Below are 18,156 nucleotides of genomic sequence, written 5' to 3' on the forward strand. Positions count from 1 at the left end.
AGGGAGAATACAATGCCGAAATTTGCGGCCAACCTGACCATGCTCTTCAACGAGGTGCCCTTCATGGAGCGCTTCGCCCTGGCCGCCAAGGCCGGCTTCGAGGGGGTCGAGTATCTCTTCCCCTACGATTTCGACAAGGAAGCCCTGCGCGCCGAATTGAAGAAGCACGGCCTCACCCAGGTCCTGCACAACCTGCCGGCCGGCAACTGGGCCGGCGGCGAGCGCGGCATCGCGGTGCTGCCGGATCGCGTCGATGAGTTCCGCCGGGGCGTTGCCTCGGCCATCGACTATGCGATGGCGCTCGGCTGCAAGCAGGTCAACTGCCTGTCGGGCATCGCGCCGGCCGGTGTGCCGGACAGCGTGCTGCGCACCACCTTCGTCTCCAACCTCAAGCTGGCGGCGTCGGAACTCGGTAAGCACGGTATCAAGCTGCTGATCGAGCCGATCAACCATTTCGACATTCCCGGCTTCTATCTCAACACGCCGGATCAGGCGGCCTCGATCATCGCCGAGGTCGGCTCCGACAACCTCTATATCCAGTACGACCTCTACCATCAGCAGCGCACCGAGGGCGAGCTGATCGGTACGTTCAAGAAGCACCAGGCGCAGATCCCCCACGTGCAGCTTGCCGACAATCCGGGCCGCAACGAGCCGGGCACCGGCGAGATCGCCTGGCCCTTCGTGTTCAGGACGCTCGATGCGCTCGGTTACGACGGCTGGATCGGCTGCGAATACAAGCCGCGCACCACCACCGGGGAAGGCCTCGGCTGGCTGGCCGAAGTCGGCCGCTGAGCCTCAAACCATTTCAAGACTGGGAGTTAGATCATGGCAAATATCGGTTTCATCGGCCTCGGCATCATGGGCACGCCCATGGCGCGTCACCTCCAGGATGCCGGCCACACCGTCATCACCTCGAAGTTCTCGATCGCGCCGCGGCAGGAGCTTGTCGATAACGGCCTGAAGATCGTCGACAGCCCGAAGGCGCTCGCCGAGACCGTCGATACGATCATCCTCATGCTGCCGGATACGCCGGAAGTCGAGGACGTGCTCTTCGGCGAGAACGGCGTCTCCTACGGCCTTTCGGCCGGCAAGCTCGTCATCGACATGAGCTCGATCTCGCCGATCGCGACCAAGGAATTCGCCAAGAAGATCCGCGCGACCGGCGCCGAATATGTCGACGGCCCGGTCTCGGGCGGCGAGGTCGGCGCGAAGAACGCCTCGCTCTCCATCATGGCCGGCGGCTCGCAGGAAAGCTTCGACAGGGCGCTGCCGCTCTTCCAGCTCATGGGCAAGAACATCACGCTCGTCGGCGATTGCGGCGACGGTCAGGTGACCAAGGTCGCCAACCAGATCATCGTGGCGCTCACCATCGAGGCCGTCGCCGAAGCCCTCGTCTTCGCCTCCAAGGCCGGCGCCGATCCGGCGCGCGTGCGCGCGGCGCTGATGGGCGGCTTTGCCTCCTCGCGCATCCTCGAAGTGCATGGCGAGCGCATGGTCAAGCGCACCTTCGATCCGGGCTTCCGCATCTCGCTGCACCAGAAGGACCTCAATCTGGCTCTCCAAGGGGCCAAGACGCTTGGCGTCGCGCTGCCCAACACGGCATCCACGCAGGAGCTTTTCAATCAGTGCGCGGCCCACGGCGATGCGGGCCTCGATCACTCCGGTCTCGTCACCGCGCTGGAGCGCATGGCGAACCACGCCGTCGCATGACGGCCTGACCGGGCGGGGAGGGGAGCCCCGCCCGGTCACCCCATCCTGAGGAGGAGAGACAGCCCCTCGTCCCGCCGCGCCGTCTTGGAGGAGAGGGCGCTGGCTTGCGGATGAGGGGCTGTGTTTATATGAGCTACCCGCAGACCCGGAGGAACCCCATGCCCATCATCGCCGACCCGCGCGCCTTTCTCGAACATCTCTTTTCCGTCGCGGTCGATGCGGCAGATCCTGAAAAGGTGCTGGCCGCCAACCTGCCGGAAAAGCCGAAGGGCCGCACGGTGGTGATCGGCGCCGGCAAGGGCGCCGCGCAGATGGCCCGCGCCTTCGAGCGCCTGTGGGACGCGCCGCTGACGGGCGTCGTCGTCACGCGCTACGGCTATGCGGTGCCCTGCGAGCGCATCGAGGTGCTGGAAGCGGCCCATCCGGTGCCGGACGATAGCGGCCTTCTCGCCTCCGGCCGGCTGATGGCCGCCGTGCGGGGCCTCACCGAGGACGACCTCGTCGTCGCCCTCGTCTGTGGCGGCGGCTCGGCGCTCCTGCCCGCGCCCGCCGGCGACCTGACGCTCGCCGACGAGATCGCCGTCAACAAGGCGCTGCTCGCCTCCGGCGCGCCGATCAGCGCCATGAATGCCGTGCGCAAGCAGGTCTCGCGCATCAAGGGCGGCCGGCTGGCCGCGCTCGCCCATCCCGCCCGCGTCGTCTCGCTGGTCGTCTCCGACATTCCGGGCGACAATCCCGCCCTCGTCGCCTCCGGCCCGACCATCGCCGACGAGACGACCCGCGCCGATGCGCTCCGCCTCATCGAGCGCTACCGCCTCGACCTGCCGGAGGCCGTCATGCGCCATATCGAGGGCGGCACGGACGAGCCGCCATTGCCCTCCGATCCGCGCTATGCCCGCAACGAGGTGAGGCTCGTCGCCTCCGCCGCCGTCTCGCTGGAAGCCGCCGCCGCCGCCGCGAAGGAAGCCGGCATCGAGGCCGTCATCCTTTCCGACGCCATCGAGGGCGAAGCCTGCGAAGTCGGCCGCGTGCATGCCGCCATCGCCGCGGAAGTCGTGCGCCGCGACCGGCCGTTCCATAAACCCGTCGTCATCCTCTCGGGGGGCGAAACCACCGTGACGATCAGGGGCAAGGGCAAGGGCGGCCGCAACGGCGAGTTCCTGCTCTCCTTCGCCTGCGCCACTGACGGCCTCGAAGGCCTTTATGCGCTCGCCGCCGATACGGACGGCATCGACGGCTCGGAGGACAATGCGGGCGCCTTCGCCGACGGCACCACGGTCTCGCGCCTCGCCGACAAGGGCAAGGACGCCGCCGAGTTCCTGTCGCGCAACGACAGTTGGACCGCCTTCGACGCCCTCGGCGACCTCTTCGTGCCCGGCCCGACCGGCACCAACGTCAACGATTTCCGGGCGATCCTGATTCAGTAGCCCAGGCGGGAAAGCTCCGGCACGCCGGAGCCTTTAACCTCGCTCCACCCGCTGTCGTCATCCTCGGCCTTGTGCCGAGGATCTGCCAACGCATTGAAATATCGAGACGTTGCAGATGCTCGGGACAGGCCGGGCATGACGGAGGAGAGGTTCGCGGTTCTATTGAACATGCAAAAAAGCCCCGGCGCTGCCGGGGCTTTTCGTTTGTCTCCCAAGGTCTCAGCCTTCGAAGAATTCCTTCATCCGGGCGAAGAAGCCCGCCGATTCCGGATTGTTCTCCTTCGAGGAAATCTCCTCGAATTCCTTGAGCAGCTCGCGCTGGCGCTTGGTGAGCTTCTGCGGCGTCTCGATCTGGATCTGGATGTAGAGATCGCCGACCTGGCTGGAGCGCAGCACCGGCATGCCCTTGCCCTTGAGGCGGAACTGCTTGCCGGCTTGGGTGCCCTCGGGCACCGAGACGCGCGACTTGGTGCCGTCGAGCGTGGCGACGTCGAAGGTGCCGCCCAGCGCCGCCGTCGTCATCGAGATCGGCACGGCGCAGTAGAGGTCCGCCCCGTCGCGCTGGAAGAATTCGTGCGGCTTCACCGACAGGAAGATATAGAGGTCGCCCGCCGGTCCGCCGCGAACGCCGGCCTCGCCCTCGCCGGAAAGGCGGATGCGCGTGCCGTCCTCGATGCCGGCCGGAATGTTGACCGACAGCGAGCGCTCTTCCGTGATGCGGCCATTGCCGTGGCACTTGGTGCAGGGATCGCTGATCGTCTGGCCGCGGCCGTGGCAGGTCGGGCAGGTGCGCTCGATGGAGAAGAAGCCCTGTGCGGCGCGCACGCGGCCGGAGCCCTGGCAGGTGGCGCAGGTCTTGGGGCTGGTGCCCGGCTTGGCGCCGGAGCCGGTACAGACGTCGCAGGTGATCGACGTCGGCACGCGGATCTGCGCGGTCTTGCCGGCATAGGCCTCTTCGAGAGAGATCTCCATGTTGTAGCGAAGGTCGCCGCCGCGCTCGCGTCCACCGGAGGAACGCCGCTGGCGCCCGCCGCCCATCATCTCGCCGAAGATATCCTCGAAGATGTCGGAGAAACCGCCGCCGCCGAAACCGCCACCGCCGAAGCCGCCGCCACCCATGCCGCCGTGTTCGAAGGCCGCATGGCCGTAGCGGTCGTAGGCTGCCCGCTTCTGCGGGTCCTTGAGCATTTCATAGGCTTCGTTGACGTCCTTGAACTTCTGTTCTGCGGAGGCATCGCCCGGATTCTTGTCGGGGTGGTACTTCATCGCCATCTTGCGGAAGGCGCTCTTCAGCTCCTTCTCGTCGGCGGTCCTGGAGACACCCAGCGTCTCGTAAAAATCAGCTTTTGCCATTCGGGTTCACGTCCGTTTCGCGGGAACGGTCTTGTTATTATGGATGGGGAAGCTTGCCTTGGCCTCACGCATGCGAAAGGCGGAAGCCGGGCGAAGGGAAGGCCATGACGTCATCGCCGCGATAAACGGGAGTGATCATGCTGCCTTGTTTCCCTTCGTGCTGACTTCCGCCTTTTCACTATCCGTTGCACCGGCCGCGTCGGACGCGGCCGGCATGTCAGGAGGCTCAGGCCGACTTCTTGTCGTCCTTGACTTCCTCGTAGTCGGCATCGACGACATTGTCGCCGGCCTCATCCGAGGAGGAGGCGGTCTCTTCGGCCTGCTGGGCCTCGTAGATCGCCTGACCGAGCTTCATGGAGACTTCCATGAGCGTGTTGGTCTTGGCCTTGATGTCCTCGGCGTCGGGCTCGGAGGCTTCGACCGAGGTCTTGAGGGCGGCGATCGCCTCCTCGATGGCCTTGCGGTCGTCTTCCGTGACCTTGTCGCCGTATTCCTTGAGGGACTTCTCCGACGAATGGATCAGGCTTTCGGCCTGGTTCTTCGCCTCGACGCCCTCGCGGCGCTTCTTGTCGGCCTCGGCATTGGCCTCGGCATCCTTGACCATCTTCTCGATGTCGGCGTCGGAAAGACCGCCGGAAGCCTGGATGCGGATCTGGTGCTCCTTGCCGGTGCCCTTGTCCTTGGCCGAGACCTGCACGATGCCGTTGGCGTCGATGTCGAAGGTGACTTCGATCTGCGGCATGCCGCGCGGTGCCGGCGGAATGCCGACGAGGTCGAACTGGCCGAGCAGCTTGTTGTCGGCGGCCATTTCACGCTCGCCCTGGCTGACGCGGATGGTCACGGCCGACTGGTTGTCCTCGGCGGTCGAGAAGGTCTGGCTCTTCTTCGTCGGGATCGTCGTGTTGCGCTCGATCAGACGGGTGAAGACGCCGCCCAGCGTTTCGATGCCGAGAGACAGCGGGGTCACGTCGAGGAGGAGAACGTCCTTGACGTCGCCCTGCAGAACGCCGGCCTGGATGGCGGCGCCCATGGCGACCACTTCATCCGGGTTCACGCCCTTGTGCGGTTCCTTGCCGAACAGCTGCTTGACGGTTTCCTGCACCTTCGGCATGCGGCTCATGCCACCGACGAGAACGACTTCGTCGATCTCGGCCGCCGTGACGCCGGCATCCTTGAGGGCTGCCTTGCACGGAGCGACGGTGCGCTGGACGAGGTCGTCGACGAGCGCTTCGAACTTGGCGCGGGTCAGCTTCATCGTCAGGTGCTTCGGGCCGGAAGCGTCCGCCGTGATGAACGGCAGGTTGATTTCGGTCTGCTGCGAGGAGGACAGCTCGATCTTGGCCTTTTCGGCAGCTTCCTTGAGGCGCTGCAGGGCGAGCTTGTCGTTCTTCAGGTCGATGCCCTGGTCCTTCTTGAACTCGTCGGCGAGGTAGTTGACCAGACGCATGTCGAAGTCTTCACCGCCGAGGAAGGTGTCGCCGTTCGTCGACTTCACTTCGAAGACGCCGTCGCCGATTTCGAGGACCGAGATGTCGAACGTGCCGCCGCCAAGGTCGTAGACGGCGATGGTCTTGCCGTCCTTCTTGTCGAGGCCGTAGGCGAGCGCGGCAGCCGTCGGCTCGTTGATGATGCGGAGCACTTCAAGACCCGCGATCTTGCCGGCGTCCTTGGTTGCCTGGCGCTGCGCGTCGTTGAAGTAGGCCGGAACCGTGATGACGGCCTGCGTGATGGTCTCGCCGAGGTAGGATTCGGCGGTTTCCTTCATCTTCTGCAGGATCATCGCGGAGATCTGCGAGGGGGAATAGCCCTTGCCGCGGGCGTCGACCCAGGCGTCGCCGTTGTCGCCCTTGACGATCTTGTAGGGAACGAGCGCCTTGTCCTTCTCGACGAGCTTGTCGTCGTAGCGGCGGCCGATGAGGCGCTTGACGGCGAAGAGGGTGTTTTCCGGGTTGGTGACCGCCTGGCGCTTGGCCGGCTGGCCGGTCAGCCGCTCACCGTCTTCGGTGAAGGCGACCATGGAAGGCGTCGTGCGCGCGCCTTCGGCATTTTCGATGACTTTCGCGTCCTTGCCATCCATGACGGAGACGCAGGAATTGGTCGTTCCGAGGTCGATACCGATTACTTTAGCCATGTCATTCTCTCCTTGAAGCGAACTGCCGGAACCCATTCAGGCATTCTTTTGGCAGCCCCTAATGGTATGGTCTTGTCGAAAGCGCCGGTCTGAACCGAAGCTTTGCGGGGTATATAAGGACCCCTCCAGACGACTGCAAGACATGGACGAGGCGCAAAGCGCGCAAAATCAGCGTGTCCGGCAAGGTGAAAGGGTCGCCGCCGGCAATGTGGTGAGCTTGCCGGCGGGCGTCAAGCCGGCAGAACGGTCCGTACCGCGCGGTGCAGGTTTTACGTGGACGTCAGCCGCCCATCAGGATGTCGAGAAGTGTCGTGCGGTGCGTGGCCGGCCGGCCATCGCCGCCGACCTCGGCCGGCGGGATCATCCCGTCGTCGAGCGGCCCGTCATCGAGCGGCACGGTGCCGGTCTGCTCGTTGGCGACGGCCGCGCCGGTGTCCGTGGGCCGTTCGTCGGTGCCGAGCGTGCGCGAGATGATGTCGAAGAGCTGGTCGCCTTCCGGCGCCGGCTCGGTGGCCTGCAGCGGGTCGCCGCCCGCCGTGCCGAAGAGCGGCGAGGGCGAGAGGCCGGCATGGGCCGCCGTCATGAACTGGCTCCAGGCGCGCGCCGGGAGTCCACCGCCCGTCACCTTCTTCATCGACTTGCCGTCATCGTTGCCGAACCAGACGCCGGTCGTCAGGTTGCTGGTATAACCGACGAAGAGCGCGTCGCGGAAGGACTGCGTCGTGCCGGTCTTGCCGGCGGCTGGCCAGCCGGGAATGCGGGCGTTCTTGCCGGTGCCCTGCGAAATCACGCGCATCATCATGCCGTTCATCATGGAAACGATGTTGGGCTCCAGCACGCGGGGCGGATTATCGTAGGTGTTCTCGTAGAGCACCTTGCCGTCGGCGGTCGAGATGCGGCGGATGATGTGGGGCGTCGCCTTGTAGCCGCCGTTCATGAAGGGCGCATAGGCCGATGTCAGCTCGACGAGCGTCACCTCGGAGGTGCCGAGCGCGATCGAGGCATTGGCCTGCAGGTCCGATTCGATGCCGAGCCGGCGGGCGAGCTTGACCACCTCGTCCGGCCCCACTTCCATGACGAGCTGGGCGGCGATGGTGTTGAGCGATTCGGCGAAGGCGGCGGCCAGCGTCACCTCGCCGCGATATTTCTGGTCGTAGTTCTCCGGCGTCCACTTGCCGATCCTGACCGGCGCGTCGTTGCGCAGCGACAGCGGCGAGCGGCCCGCTTCAAGCGCGGCGGCGTAGACGAAGGGCTTGAAGGCCGAGCCGGGCTGGCGCTTGGCCTTGGAGGCGCGGTCGAACTGGCTTTCGGCATAGTCGCGCCCGCCGACCAGCGCGCGGATCGCGCCCGTGCCGTCGATGGAGACGAGGGCGGCCTGCGAGGCATTGGACTTGGCGCCGTCCTTGTCGAGGATCTTCGAGATCGCCTCGTCGGCCTTCTTCTCGAGGTCGAGATCGATGGTCGTGTCGATGACGAGGTCTTCCTTGATGTCGCCGATCATGCCGGGAAGCTGGGCCATGACCATGTCGGCGGCATAGTGCTCGGCGCCGGACCAGTAGCTCTTCGCCCGCGCCGGGCTCTGCGACATCGCGGTCTTGATCTCCGCGTCGGTGATGTAGCCTTCCTCGCGCATCGCGCCGAGGACGACCTGGGCGCGCGCCTCCGCCGCTTCCGGATCGCGCGCCGGCGAAAGGCGGGAGGGCGCCTTCAGGAGGCCGGCGAGAAGCGCGGCCTCGCCGAGATTGACGTCGCGCGCCGACTTGTTGAAGTAGCGCCGCGAGGCCGCTTCCACGCCGTAGGAATTCGAGCCGAAGAACACGCGGTTGAGATACATCGCAAGGATCTGGTCCTTGGTGTATTTGTGCTCCAGCCAGATCGAGAGCAGCACTTCCTGCACCTTGCGCTCCAGCGTGCGTTCGGGCGAAAGGAACATGTTCTTGGCGAGCTGCTGCGTCAGGGTCGAGCCGCCCTGCACCATGCGGCCGGACGTCACGTTCGTCAGCATCGCGCGGGCAAGGCCGAGCGGGTCGATGCCGAAATGCGAGTAGAAGCGCCGGTCCTCGATGGCGATGACCGCTTGCGGAATGTAGGGCGACATGTTCTCCAGCGACAGCGCCTCGCCGCCGGTCAGGCCCCGGTTGGCGATGATGTCGCCGTTGACCGAGAGGATCTTGACGTTCGGCGGCCGGTCGGGGATCGCCCAGCTCGTGGCGCTCGGCATGCGCGAGCCGTAATAGAGCACGAGCCCGCCGACGCCGATGGCGCCCCACAGGCCGAGCACCAGGCACCAGTAGACGAGCCGTCGGAAGAGGCCGAAGATGCCGAGCGAGGGCTGGCGCCGCCGCTTCTCACCGCGCCGCGCCCTGGCGGCCTTCGGCGGCTTGCCGCGGCCGTTCCGCCCGCCGCCGGCCACACGATCCTCCGCGCCGAGATGGAGATCATCGTCGTCGTCTCGCCCTGCCGCTCCCCGGAAGGACGGTTCGATGCGCTGGGATTTTCGGTTGCCTGCCATAAGCGGTCGGATGAACCCTCTGATATCGCCGGTCGGTGGACCTTAAATGCGGCGATTTAAGGGGTCGTTAAGAAGCGGTGAACGCGCTGGCGTCAATTCGATGGAATCGGGTCGACGGGATCGGGCGGCCCGAAGGCCGCCCGGAAGGTCGTCTCAATAGTAGGGCGAGAGGCACTCGCGGCGCGGGCCGTAATTGGGCTGGAACGTGTTGTCGTAGGCCCGGTACGAGCGATAGCGCGCATAGCACCAGTCGGTGTGGCGCGGATTGATGCCTTCGTAACGCGGACGCGAATAGCCGTCGTTGGCGATCGCGCCGCCGATGATCGCGCCTGCGCCGAAGGCGGCCAGCGGATACCACCAGCCATCCGAATGGCGGCGATAGCCCCGGCGCTCATGACGATAGCCGCGATGGCCGTGATACCAGCCGCCATGTCTCCTGCGATACTGCACCTGCTCGACGTCGCTGCTCTGAGAAACGCCGGCCTTGGGCATCGGAACGGCGAAAGCCTGTGCGGGGACGAACGTCGTGGCGAACATGGCGACGGCCATGGCGGCGGAAAGGCCGGTCTTGATCGTTGTCTTCATGTCGGTCTCCCTTGGTTTTTCATTGCTTCACAATGATCTGGACGGATCAGAGCATGAAACAATTCGACTGAACCGAAGATGAACCGAAACTATTCCTGGTTTCAATCCTCTCCGTTCCTCGCTCGCGCAAGAAAACGTGATCGCTCGAAGACGAGGATGACGACAAGCGCCATGACGAAGGGAACGATGAGGTAGAAGAGGCGGAAGACGGCGAGCGCCGCCAGCACCACGGCCGGATCCATGTCCGGCAGGCCGGCGAGGAAGACGAGCTCGAGCACGCCGATGCCGCCCGGCGCATGGGAGAGGAGCGCGACGGAGAAGGAGGCGAGGAAGATGCCGAGCACGACGAAGAAGCCGGGATTGCCCTCCGCCGGCAGCACGAAATAGATGATCCCCGCCGCGCCGATCAGTTCGATCGGTGCGATGATGAGCTGGCGGAAGACGAGCGAGGGCTTGGGATATTCGAGCTTGAGCCAGCGCGTATCGATCGGCCGGAAGCCGACGAGGCTGCCCACCACGTAGAGCGCGACCACCGCGAGGATGAAGACCCCCGTCGAGAAGGCCGCCTCGATCGGCAGGAAATCGGCGAAGCGCTCGATGATCTCCGGCTCCAGCACGAGCACGAAGCCGAACAGCATGAAGGTGCCGAGCGCGAAGGTGAAGGAGCAGAAGGCGACGAGAACGCCCACCTCCGATCCGGTAAGTCCCTTCGACGTATAGGCGCGATAGCGCACCAGCGCCCCGGAAAACACCGAGGCGCCGATATTGTGCGACAGCGCATAGGTGGTGAAGGAGGTGAGGGTGATGAACCACAGCGAGATGCGGTGGCCGAGATGTTCCAGCGCCAGGTGGTCGTAGCCGGCGAGCGCCGCATAGGCGACAAGCGTCGCCCCGCAGGCGAGGATCCAGCCGGACACCGGAATGGCGTTGATGCTCGCCATGAACTCGTCGAGCGAAAGGCCGCGCAGGTCCTTATAGAGGATATAGACCGACAGGACGATCGCGAGGGTGCTGACGAGCGGCCAGAAGAATTTCCGCAGTCGCTTCATGCCGCCCCGCCTTCGGCCGTCTTCGACAGGCCGTCGTTCGAGCAGCAGGTTGCCTTCGCAGTCCGTGCTGGCGCCATCCTCACCCTTCCCCATCATGGGCCTGTCATCGCGCGGTGCGACGCGGCCATTCTTGTCGTTGGTCGGTTGGCCAGCATTTCCGGTTCGCCCGGTGAATGCCAGCCAGCCGCGTCATCACTTCTGCGTCAACGCGCCGCCAGCGCGGAGAGGATCCGTACCCAGGAGCGGATGCCCTTCTCGAAGGAACGCAGTTCGTATTTCTCGTTCGGCGAATGGATGCGGTCGTCCGACAGCGCAAAGCCGACGAGCAAGGATTCCATGCCGAGCATCTTCTGGAAATCGCCAACGATGGGGATGGACCCGCCCATGCCGATGACGACGGCCGGCTTCGGCCATTCGTCCGACAGCGCGGACTTCGCCTTTTCCAAGAGCGCCGAATCGTAGGGAAGCTGGATGGCCGGCGAGCCGCCATGGGCGTGGAAGGAGACCGAGCAGTCGGCCGGGACCTTCGAGCGGACATAGGCGCGGAAGGCGTCGCGGATCTTCGCGGGATCCTGCTTGCCGACGAGGCGGAAGGAGACCTTCGCCGAGGCTTCCGCCGCGATCACGGTCTTGAAGCCCTCGCCGGTATAGCCGCCGGTGATGCCGTTCACTTCGGCGGTCGGCCGCGCCCAGGTGAGCTCCAGCACGGAGCGGCCCTTCTCGCCGGACGGGATCGACAGGCCGACCTCGCCGAGGAGGCTTTCCGCCGAGCTGCCGAGCTTTTCCCAGGCGGCCTTGATCTGCGTCGGGGTCTCCTCGACGCCCTCGTAGAAGCCGTCGAGCGTCACGCGGCCCGTCTCGTCGTGAAGGCCGGCGAGAATGTCGGAAAGGATGTGGATCGGGTTTGCCGCCGCGCCGCCGAAATAGCCGGAATGCAGGTCCCGGTCGGCCGCCTTGATGACGATCTCCTCGCCGACGAGGCCGCGCAGGCCCGCCGAGATCGCCGGCGTGTCGGCGTCCCACATGCTGGTATCGCACACGAGGGCGAAATCGGCCTTCAGCTCCGCCGCATTGGCTTCGAGGAAGGGCTTCAGCGAGGGCGAGCCGGATTCTTCCTCGCCTTCGAAGAGGATCGTGACGCGGCAGGGCAGCGTGCCGGCCGTTTCCTTGTAGGCGCGGCAGGCTTCGACGAAGGTCAGGAGCTGGCCCTTGTCGTCGGAGGTGCCGCGGCCGGTGATGATGCGGCGGCCGCCTTCGGCATCGCGCACCGCCGGCTCGAAGGGATCGTGGTCCCAGAGATTCAGCGGATCGACCGGCTGGACGTCGTAATGGCCGTAGAACAGCACATGCGGGGCATCGGCACGCGCGCCGTCGTGATGGGCGACGACCATGGGATGGCCGGGGGTGTCGCGCACGGTGGCGTCGAAGCCGAGCGAGCGCAGCTCGGTGACCAGCCATTCGGCCGCCTTGCGGCAGTCGGCCTTGAAGGCCGGGTCTGTGGAAATGGACTTGATGCGCACCAGCTCGAAAAGCCGTTCGAGGCTGGCGGGAATGCCGGCGCTGGCGCGATCGAGGACGGGCAGAATGTTGGTCATGGTCGAATCCCTTGCGAATTGCGCGGCGACATTAGACCGATCGCCTCGGCGAGGGCAAATCGTATGACGGTCTTGCGACGGTCAGACGCGCGGATCGCGGCCGAGATTGGCGAGCACCATGCGCATATATTCCAGAAGCAGCTCCCGCTCGAAGCGCCGGAAGCCCTGGAACAACGCCTCCTCGGTGGCGGATGCGGCGGCCATCGCGGTCTCGCGCAGCGCCTTGCCGCGCGTCGTCAGGAAGACGAGCTGCGCCCGCCGGTCCTTCGGGTGCCGGCGGCGCAAGATCAGTCCGTCGCGCTCCATGCGCGAGAGCGTGTTGGCCATCGTCGCCTGTTCGATGTCGAGCCGGTCGAGGAGTTCGCGCTGGGTCAGGCCGTCGCCGCCCCACAGTTCGAGCAGGACGGGGAACTGGCCGGGCGCGAAGCCCGCGCCGTCCGCCCGCGCATGGAGGGCGCGCGAGGCCGCCTTCGCCAGAAGATTGGCGAGGTAGGCTGCCGACTCCTTGCGATCAAAGTCCATGCGGGAAAGCTATGCCGGTTCGCGGCGGAAGACAATGTCGGATCGCCCGCGATCCGCATGGCCGCGAAAGGCCCGAAATGCGAGAAGCCGCCGGCGACAGGAGGCGTGTCGCGGCGGCTTCTGCGAATTATGGACAAAGGCCCGGAGAGGGGGATGAGGCCTTTGTCCTCGTCTGGCGCGGCGGGGGACAGGCCGTATGCCAGACAACGGCTTTGATCAGGTGCCGATGACCAATATCTGTGGGTCCGAATGTGGCTTTTCAAGGGATTCCAGCCCCGCTGAAAATTACAAATTGGTAACGTTCGCGTGAGGCTTCGCAGGGTGGGGAAACCTCCTCTGCCTGCCGGCATCTCCCCCTTGGGGGAAGGGGTTGGGGAGGGCCTGTATCCGCAATGAGAGATGGACGTGGCAGACGGCCCGCGCTATCCATTCACCCCATGAAAAAAGGTGATCATCTCTTCCTCGTCGACGGCTCCGGCTTCATCTTCCGCGCCTTCCACGCCATCCCGCCGCTCAACCGCAAGTCGGACGGGCTGCCGGTCAATGCCGTCTCGGGTTTCTGCAACATGCTGTGGAAGCTCCTGAAGGATGCGCGCAATACCGACGTAGGCGTGACGCCGACGCATTTCGCCGTCATCTTCGACTATTCCTCGAAGACCTTCCGCAACGAGCTCTACGACCAGTACAAGGCGAACCGCACCGCGCCGCCGGAAGACCTGATCCCGCAGTTCGGCCTGATCCGCCACGCCACCCGCGCCTTCAACCTGCCCTGCATCGAGAAGGAGGGCTTCGAGGCGGACGACCTGATCGCCACCTATGCCCGCCTCGCCGAGGCCGATGGCGCCGACGTCACCATCGTCTCTTCCGACAAGGACCTCATGCAGCTCGTGACGCAGAGCGTCTCGATGTATGACGGCATGAAGGACAAGCAGATCTCCATTCCCGAAGTCATCGAGAAATGGGGCGTGCCGCCGGAAAAGATGATCGACCTGCAATCGCTGACCGGCGATTCGACCGACAACGTGCCGGGTGTGCCCGGCATCGGCCCGAAGACCGCCGCGCAGCTTCTGGAAGAGTATGGCGACCTCGACACGCTGCTCGCCCGCGCCGACGAGATCAAGCAGGTCAAGCGCCGCGAGAACATCATCGCCAACCGCGAGCTCGTGCTGCTCTCGCGCCAGCTCGTGACGCTGAAGACCGACACGCCGCTCGACATGCCGCTGGACGACCTGATCCTGCATCCGCAGGACGGCCCGAAGCTCATCGCCTTCCTGAAGGCGATGGAATTCACCACGCTGACCCGCCGCGTCGCGGAAGCCTGCGACTGCGATGCCGGCGCCATCGAGGCGGCGAGCGTGCCGGTCGAATGGGGCGCCGAGGCGCACGGCCCGGATCTCGACAAGGGCGAGGTCGCCGGTCCCGCGCTCGATCTTGATGGCGACGAGACGGCGGCCGAGGCCGCCGAGACCCTGCTGCCGACCGCAAAGCCCGGCGAAGCCACGCCCGCGGCTCTTGCAAGGTCACGCGCCGAGCGCTTTTCCGCCGGCCCGATCGATCATTCGACCTATGAGACGGTGCGCGACCTCGACGCGCTCGACCGCTGGATCGCCGCGGCGCGCGAGACCGGCCTCGTCGGCTTCGATACCGAGACGACCTCGCTCGACGCCATGCAGGCCGAGCTCTGCGGCTTCTCGCTCGCCATCGCCGACAATTCCAAGGACCCGTCGGGCACCACGATCCGCGCCTGCTATGTGCCGGTCAACCACAAGACCGGCGTCGGGGACCTCCTCGGCGGCGGGCTTGCCGATGGGCAGATCCCGGTCCGCGCCGCGCTGGAGCGGCTGAAGGCGCTGCTGGAGGACCCATCCGTCCTCAAGGTCGCGCAGAACCTCAAATACGACTATCTCGTCATGCGCCGGCACGGCATCACCATGCAGGGCTTCGACGATACGATGCTGATGTCCTATGCGCTCGATGCCGGCGCGGGCAACCATGGCATGGACACGCTTTCCGAGCGCTGGCTCGGCCACAAGCCGATCGCCTACAAGGACGTCGCCGGCTCCGGCAAGGGCGCGCAGACCTTCGACATGGTCGATATCGCTCGCGCCACCGCCTATGCGGCCGAGGATGCCGACGTGACGCTGCGGCTCTGGCATGTCCTGAAGCCGCGGCTTGCGGCCGAGCGCATGACGGCGGTCTACGAGCGGCTGGAGCGCCCGCTGGTGCCCGTGCTCGCCCGCATGGAGGAGCGCGGCATCACCATCGACCGGCAGGTCCTTTCCCGCCTTTCCGGCGAGCTGGCGCAGGGCGCGGCAGGCTTCGAGGAAGAGATCTACGAACTTGCCGGCGAACGATTCAACATAGGCTCACCCAAGCAGCTCGGCGATATCCTCTTCGGCAAGATGGGTCTTCCGGGCGCATCGAAGACCAAGACCGGCCAGTGGTCGACCTCCGCGCAGGTGCTGGAGGACCTTGCGGCACAGGGTATCCCGCTGCCGCGCAAGATCGTCGACTGGCGCCAGCTCACCAAGCTGAAATCCACCTATACCGACGCGCTGCCCGGCTTCGTGCATCCCGAGACGAAGCGCGTGCACACGTCCTACGCGCTCGCCGCGACGACGACCGGGCGCCTCTCTTCCTCGGACCCGAACCTGCAGAACATCCCGGTGCGCACGGCCGAGGGCCGCAAGATCCGCACGGCCTTCATCTCGACGCCCGGCAATAGGCTGGTCTCGGCCGACTACAGCCAGATCGAACTGCGCGTGCTCGCCCATGTCGCCGAGATTCCGCAGCTCAAGCAGGCCTTCGCCGACGGCATCGACATCCATGCCATGACCGCGTCCGAAATGTTCGGCGTGCCGGTGGAAGGCATGCCGGCGGAAATCCGCCGCCGCGCCAAGGCGATCAATTTCGGCATCATCTACGGCATCTCGGCCTTCGGCCTCGCCAACCAGCTCTCCATCGAGCGCTCGGAGGCGGGCGACTACATCAAGAAGTATTTCGAGCGTTTCCCGGGCATCAAGGACTACATGGATAGCACCAAGGCCTTCGCCCGCGAGAACGGCTATGTCGAGACGATCTTCGGCCGCCGCGCCCATTACCCGGAGATCAAATCGTCCAACCCGTCGGTGCGCGCCTTTAACGAGCGCGCCGCGATCAACGCGCCGATCCAGGGCTCGGCCGCCGATATCATCCGCCGCGCCATGGTGAAGATGGAGCCCGCGCTCGCCGCCGCCGGCCTGTCCGCCCGCATGCTGCTGCAGGTGCATGACGAACTGATCTTCGAGGTCGAGGACGGGGAGGTCGACAAGACCATTCCCGTCATCGTCGACATCATGGAAAACGCCTCCATGCCGGCGCTGTCGATGAAGGTGCCGCTGAAGGTGGATGCACGCGCCGCGACCAACTGGGACGAGGCGCACTGACGAAGGCCGCGCGGCCCGCCGGGACGATCTGAGCCGGCAAGGTACGCGCTCCCTGTCCGGCACGATACGGCACGGCGTCAATCGCCGATGCCGTGTCCGGCGGCGCCGTAATCCCCCATTTTGGTGAGCGATTGCGGTTTTCGGGCAGCTTTTCGCCTTATGGTTGATAAAGCTTGAATGGCCCCGATTCGTATCGTTGCGAAACACCTGGCCTTTCGCGCAATCGCCCGAAAATCCGGGCCTTCTCATCTTTTCTTCAGAAATGGCGATAGGCACGCGTTCCAGGCTGGAGCAGCGCTGCGAGGCGGTTCACGAAATCTTATCCATGTCCCTTCAGCCGATCTTATCCGGCCGGGCCTAAGCCATTGGGCAGGATGAATGGCGGCCAGATGTTTGGCCGGACGAGCCCGATGGGAGAAAAGCATGAAGCAGAAAATCCGTGAAATCCTCAGCAAGCACGGCGGCCTTCCGGTTCCGGTCGATCAGCTCGCGGACGATGCCGATCTCTACGCGGCGGGCCTTTCCTCCTTCGCTTCCGTCCAGGTGATGCTCGGCATCGAGGACGCCTTCGACATCGAGTTCCCCGACAGCCTGCTCAACCGCAAGTCCTTCCAGAGCATCGCGGCTATCGCCCGGGCGGTGGAAAGCCTTGTCGGCAGCGCGGAGGCGGCCGAATGACCGTCACCGTCGGGAGAGGCTACACGGAGCGCGCCGAGCGCGTCGCCGCCGTGGCTGCCGCGCATGCCGACGACGTGGACGCCAAGGGCCGCTTCCCCCGGGAAGCGGTCGACGCGATGATCGCCGAACGGCTGCTGTCGATCCAGATCCCCGCCGCGCTCGGCGGCGAGGACGCCTCGCTTTCGGAAATCGCCGAGATCTGCTCGCTGGTCGGCCAGAGCTGCGCGGCCGCCGCCATGGTCTTCGCCATGCACCACATCAAGCTGTCGAGCCTCGTCTCGCACGGCGCGGACGATCCCTGGCACGCCGGCTTCATGCGCCGGATCGCTGCCGGCCAATTGCTGCTCGCCTCGGCGACGACCGAGGGCGGCATCGGCGGGAACCTGCGCAACAGCATCTGCGCCATCGAGGTCGAGGGCGACACCTGCCGCCTCACCAAGGATGCGACGGTGATCTCCTACGGCGCCCATGCCGACGCGATCCTCATCACCTCGCGCGCCCATGCCGAGGCCGCCTCGACCGACCAGGTCATGACCGTCTTCACCAGGGACCAGTACACGATCGAGCGGACCCATGTCTGGGATACGCTTGGCATGCGCGGCACCTGCTCGGATGGCTGGCTCTTCAAGGGCGAGGCGCCGAAGGCGCAAATCCTGCCGAAACCCTTTGCCGAGATCGCTGCCCAGTCGATGCTCGCCACCTCGCACCTCTTGTGGAGCGCGGTCTGGTACGGCATCGCCGTCAACGCGGTCGCCCGGGCGCAGGCCTTCGTGCGCGCCGCCGCCCGCAAGAGCCCCGGCGTCACACCGCCCGGCGCGCTGCGCCTCGCGGAAGCCTCCAACCTTCTCCAGCTCGTCAAGGCGAGCACGGTCGCTGGCCTTCGTGAATACGAGGCGGCCAAGGCGGATGCGGACCGGCTCTCCTCCGTCGGCTTCGCGGTGGCGATGAACAACGTCAAGATCGCCGCCTCGGAGACGATCCTTGCGATCGTCAACCAGGCCATGCTGATCTGCGGCATCATGGGCTACAAGAACGGCACGCCCTTCAGCCTCGGCCGGCACCTGCGCGACGCGCATTCCGCCCAGCTCATGATTTCCAACGACCGCATCCTCGGCAACACGTCGAACCTCCTGCTCGTCCACAAGCAGGACACCAGCCTGATCGGGTGA

General features: G+C 65.7%; 13 protein-coding genes. 6 read left to right on the forward strand and 7 right to left on the reverse strand.

The features are described 5' to 3' along the window. Positions 1–12: 12 nt before the first annotated feature. The 3 genes from hyi to ShzoTeo12_RS16355 all read left to right on the forward strand — a co-directional run bounded on the left by hyi (position 13) and on the right by ShzoTeo12_RS16355 (position 3,137). The gene (gene hyi / locus ShzoTeo12_RS16345) at positions 13–792 is read left to right on the forward strand and encodes a hydroxypyruvate isomerase (RefSeq protein WP_318910435.1); all 780 of its coding nucleotides are present in this window, start codon (positions 13–15) and stop codon (positions 790–792) included. A 33-nt stretch (positions 793–825) separates the two neighbouring features. Further along, on the forward strand, positions 826–1,710 hold the full coding sequence (locus ShzoTeo12_RS16350; protein ID WP_119257208.1) for a 2-hydroxy-3-oxopropionate reductase: 885 nt from the start codon (positions 826–828) through the stop codon (positions 1,708–1,710). Positions 1,711–1,868: 158 nt separating this feature from the next. Further along, positions 1,869–3,137, forward strand: a complete 1,269-nt coding sequence (locus ShzoTeo12_RS16355; protein WP_318910436.1) for a glycerate kinase — start codon at positions 1,869–1,871, stop codon at positions 3,135–3,137. A 219-nt stretch (positions 3,138–3,356) separates the two neighbouring features. Here the strand turns inward: ShzoTeo12_RS16355 and dnaJ are convergent, their stop codons facing one another. From dnaJ to ShzoTeo12_RS16390, 7 genes are all read right to left on the reverse strand, one after another. After that, the gene (gene dnaJ / locus ShzoTeo12_RS16360) at positions 3,357–4,490 is read right to left on the reverse strand and encodes a molecular chaperone DnaJ (RefSeq protein ID WP_318910438.1); all 1,134 of its coding nucleotides are present in this window, start codon (positions 4,488–4,490) and stop codon (positions 3,357–3,359) included. A 226-nt stretch (positions 4,491–4,716) separates the two neighbouring features. After that, positions 4,717–6,621: a molecular chaperone DnaK gene (dnaK, locus tag ShzoTeo12_RS16365; protein ID WP_318910439.1), complete on the reverse strand. Its 1,905-nt coding sequence runs from the start codon at positions 6,619–6,621 to the stop codon at positions 4,717–4,719. A 280-nt stretch (positions 6,622–6,901) separates the two neighbouring features. Beyond that, a complete protein-coding gene (locus tag ShzoTeo12_RS16370; RefSeq protein WP_318910440.1) occupies positions 6,902–9,133 on the reverse strand; it encodes a transglycosylase domain-containing protein in 2,232 nt (743 codons plus the stop codon). Positions 9,134–9,286: 153 nt separating this feature from the next. Further along, the gene (locus ShzoTeo12_RS16375; protein WP_119257213.1) at positions 9,287–9,718 is read right to left on the reverse strand and encodes a BA14K family protein; all 432 of its coding nucleotides are present in this window, start codon (positions 9,716–9,718) and stop codon (positions 9,287–9,289) included. Between the two features lie 101 nt (positions 9,719–9,819). Continuing rightward, complete coding sequence (locus tag ShzoTeo12_RS16380) at positions 9,820–10,767, reverse strand: lysylphosphatidylglycerol synthase transmembrane domain-containing protein (protein ID WP_119257485.1); 948 nt, start codon at positions 10,765–10,767, stop codon at positions 9,820–9,822. A 203-nt stretch (positions 10,768–10,970) separates the two neighbouring features. Further along, complete coding sequence (locus ShzoTeo12_RS16385) at positions 10,971–12,362, reverse strand: dipeptidase (RefSeq protein ID WP_119257214.1); 1,392 nt, start codon at positions 12,360–12,362, stop codon at positions 10,971–10,973. A gap of 81 nt (positions 12,363–12,443) precedes the next feature. Continuing rightward, positions 12,444–12,884, reverse strand: a complete 441-nt coding sequence (locus ShzoTeo12_RS16390; protein WP_119257215.1) for a MarR family winged helix-turn-helix transcriptional regulator — start codon at positions 12,882–12,884, stop codon at positions 12,444–12,446. A gap of 437 nt (positions 12,885–13,321) precedes the next feature. Here ShzoTeo12_RS16390 and polA point away from each other — a divergent pair, with 437 nt between their 5' ends. From polA to ShzoTeo12_RS16405, 3 genes are all read left to right on the forward strand, one after another. Continuing rightward, entirely contained in the window at positions 13,322–16,309 is a 2,988-nt protein-coding gene (polA, locus tag ShzoTeo12_RS16395) for a DNA polymerase I (RefSeq protein ID WP_318910443.1), read from the forward strand. Between the two features lie 423 nt (positions 16,310–16,732). Further along, positions 16,733–16,987, forward strand: a complete 255-nt coding sequence (locus ShzoTeo12_RS16400; protein WP_119257217.1) for an acyl carrier protein — start codon at positions 16,733–16,735, stop codon at positions 16,985–16,987. Then, positions 16,984–18,156 (forward strand): acyl-CoA dehydrogenase family protein, encoded by a 1,173-nt coding sequence (locus ShzoTeo12_RS16405; RefSeq protein ID WP_318910444.1) that lies wholly within the window; start codon positions 16,984–16,986, stop codon positions 18,154–18,156. Before ShzoTeo12_RS16400 ends, ShzoTeo12_RS16405 begins: the two co-directional genes overlap by 4 nt.

The organism is Shinella zoogloeoides, from assembly GCF_033705735.1.
Taxonomy (GTDB): domain Bacteria; phylum Pseudomonadota; class Alphaproteobacteria; order Rhizobiales; family Rhizobiaceae; genus Shinella; species Shinella zoogloeoides_A.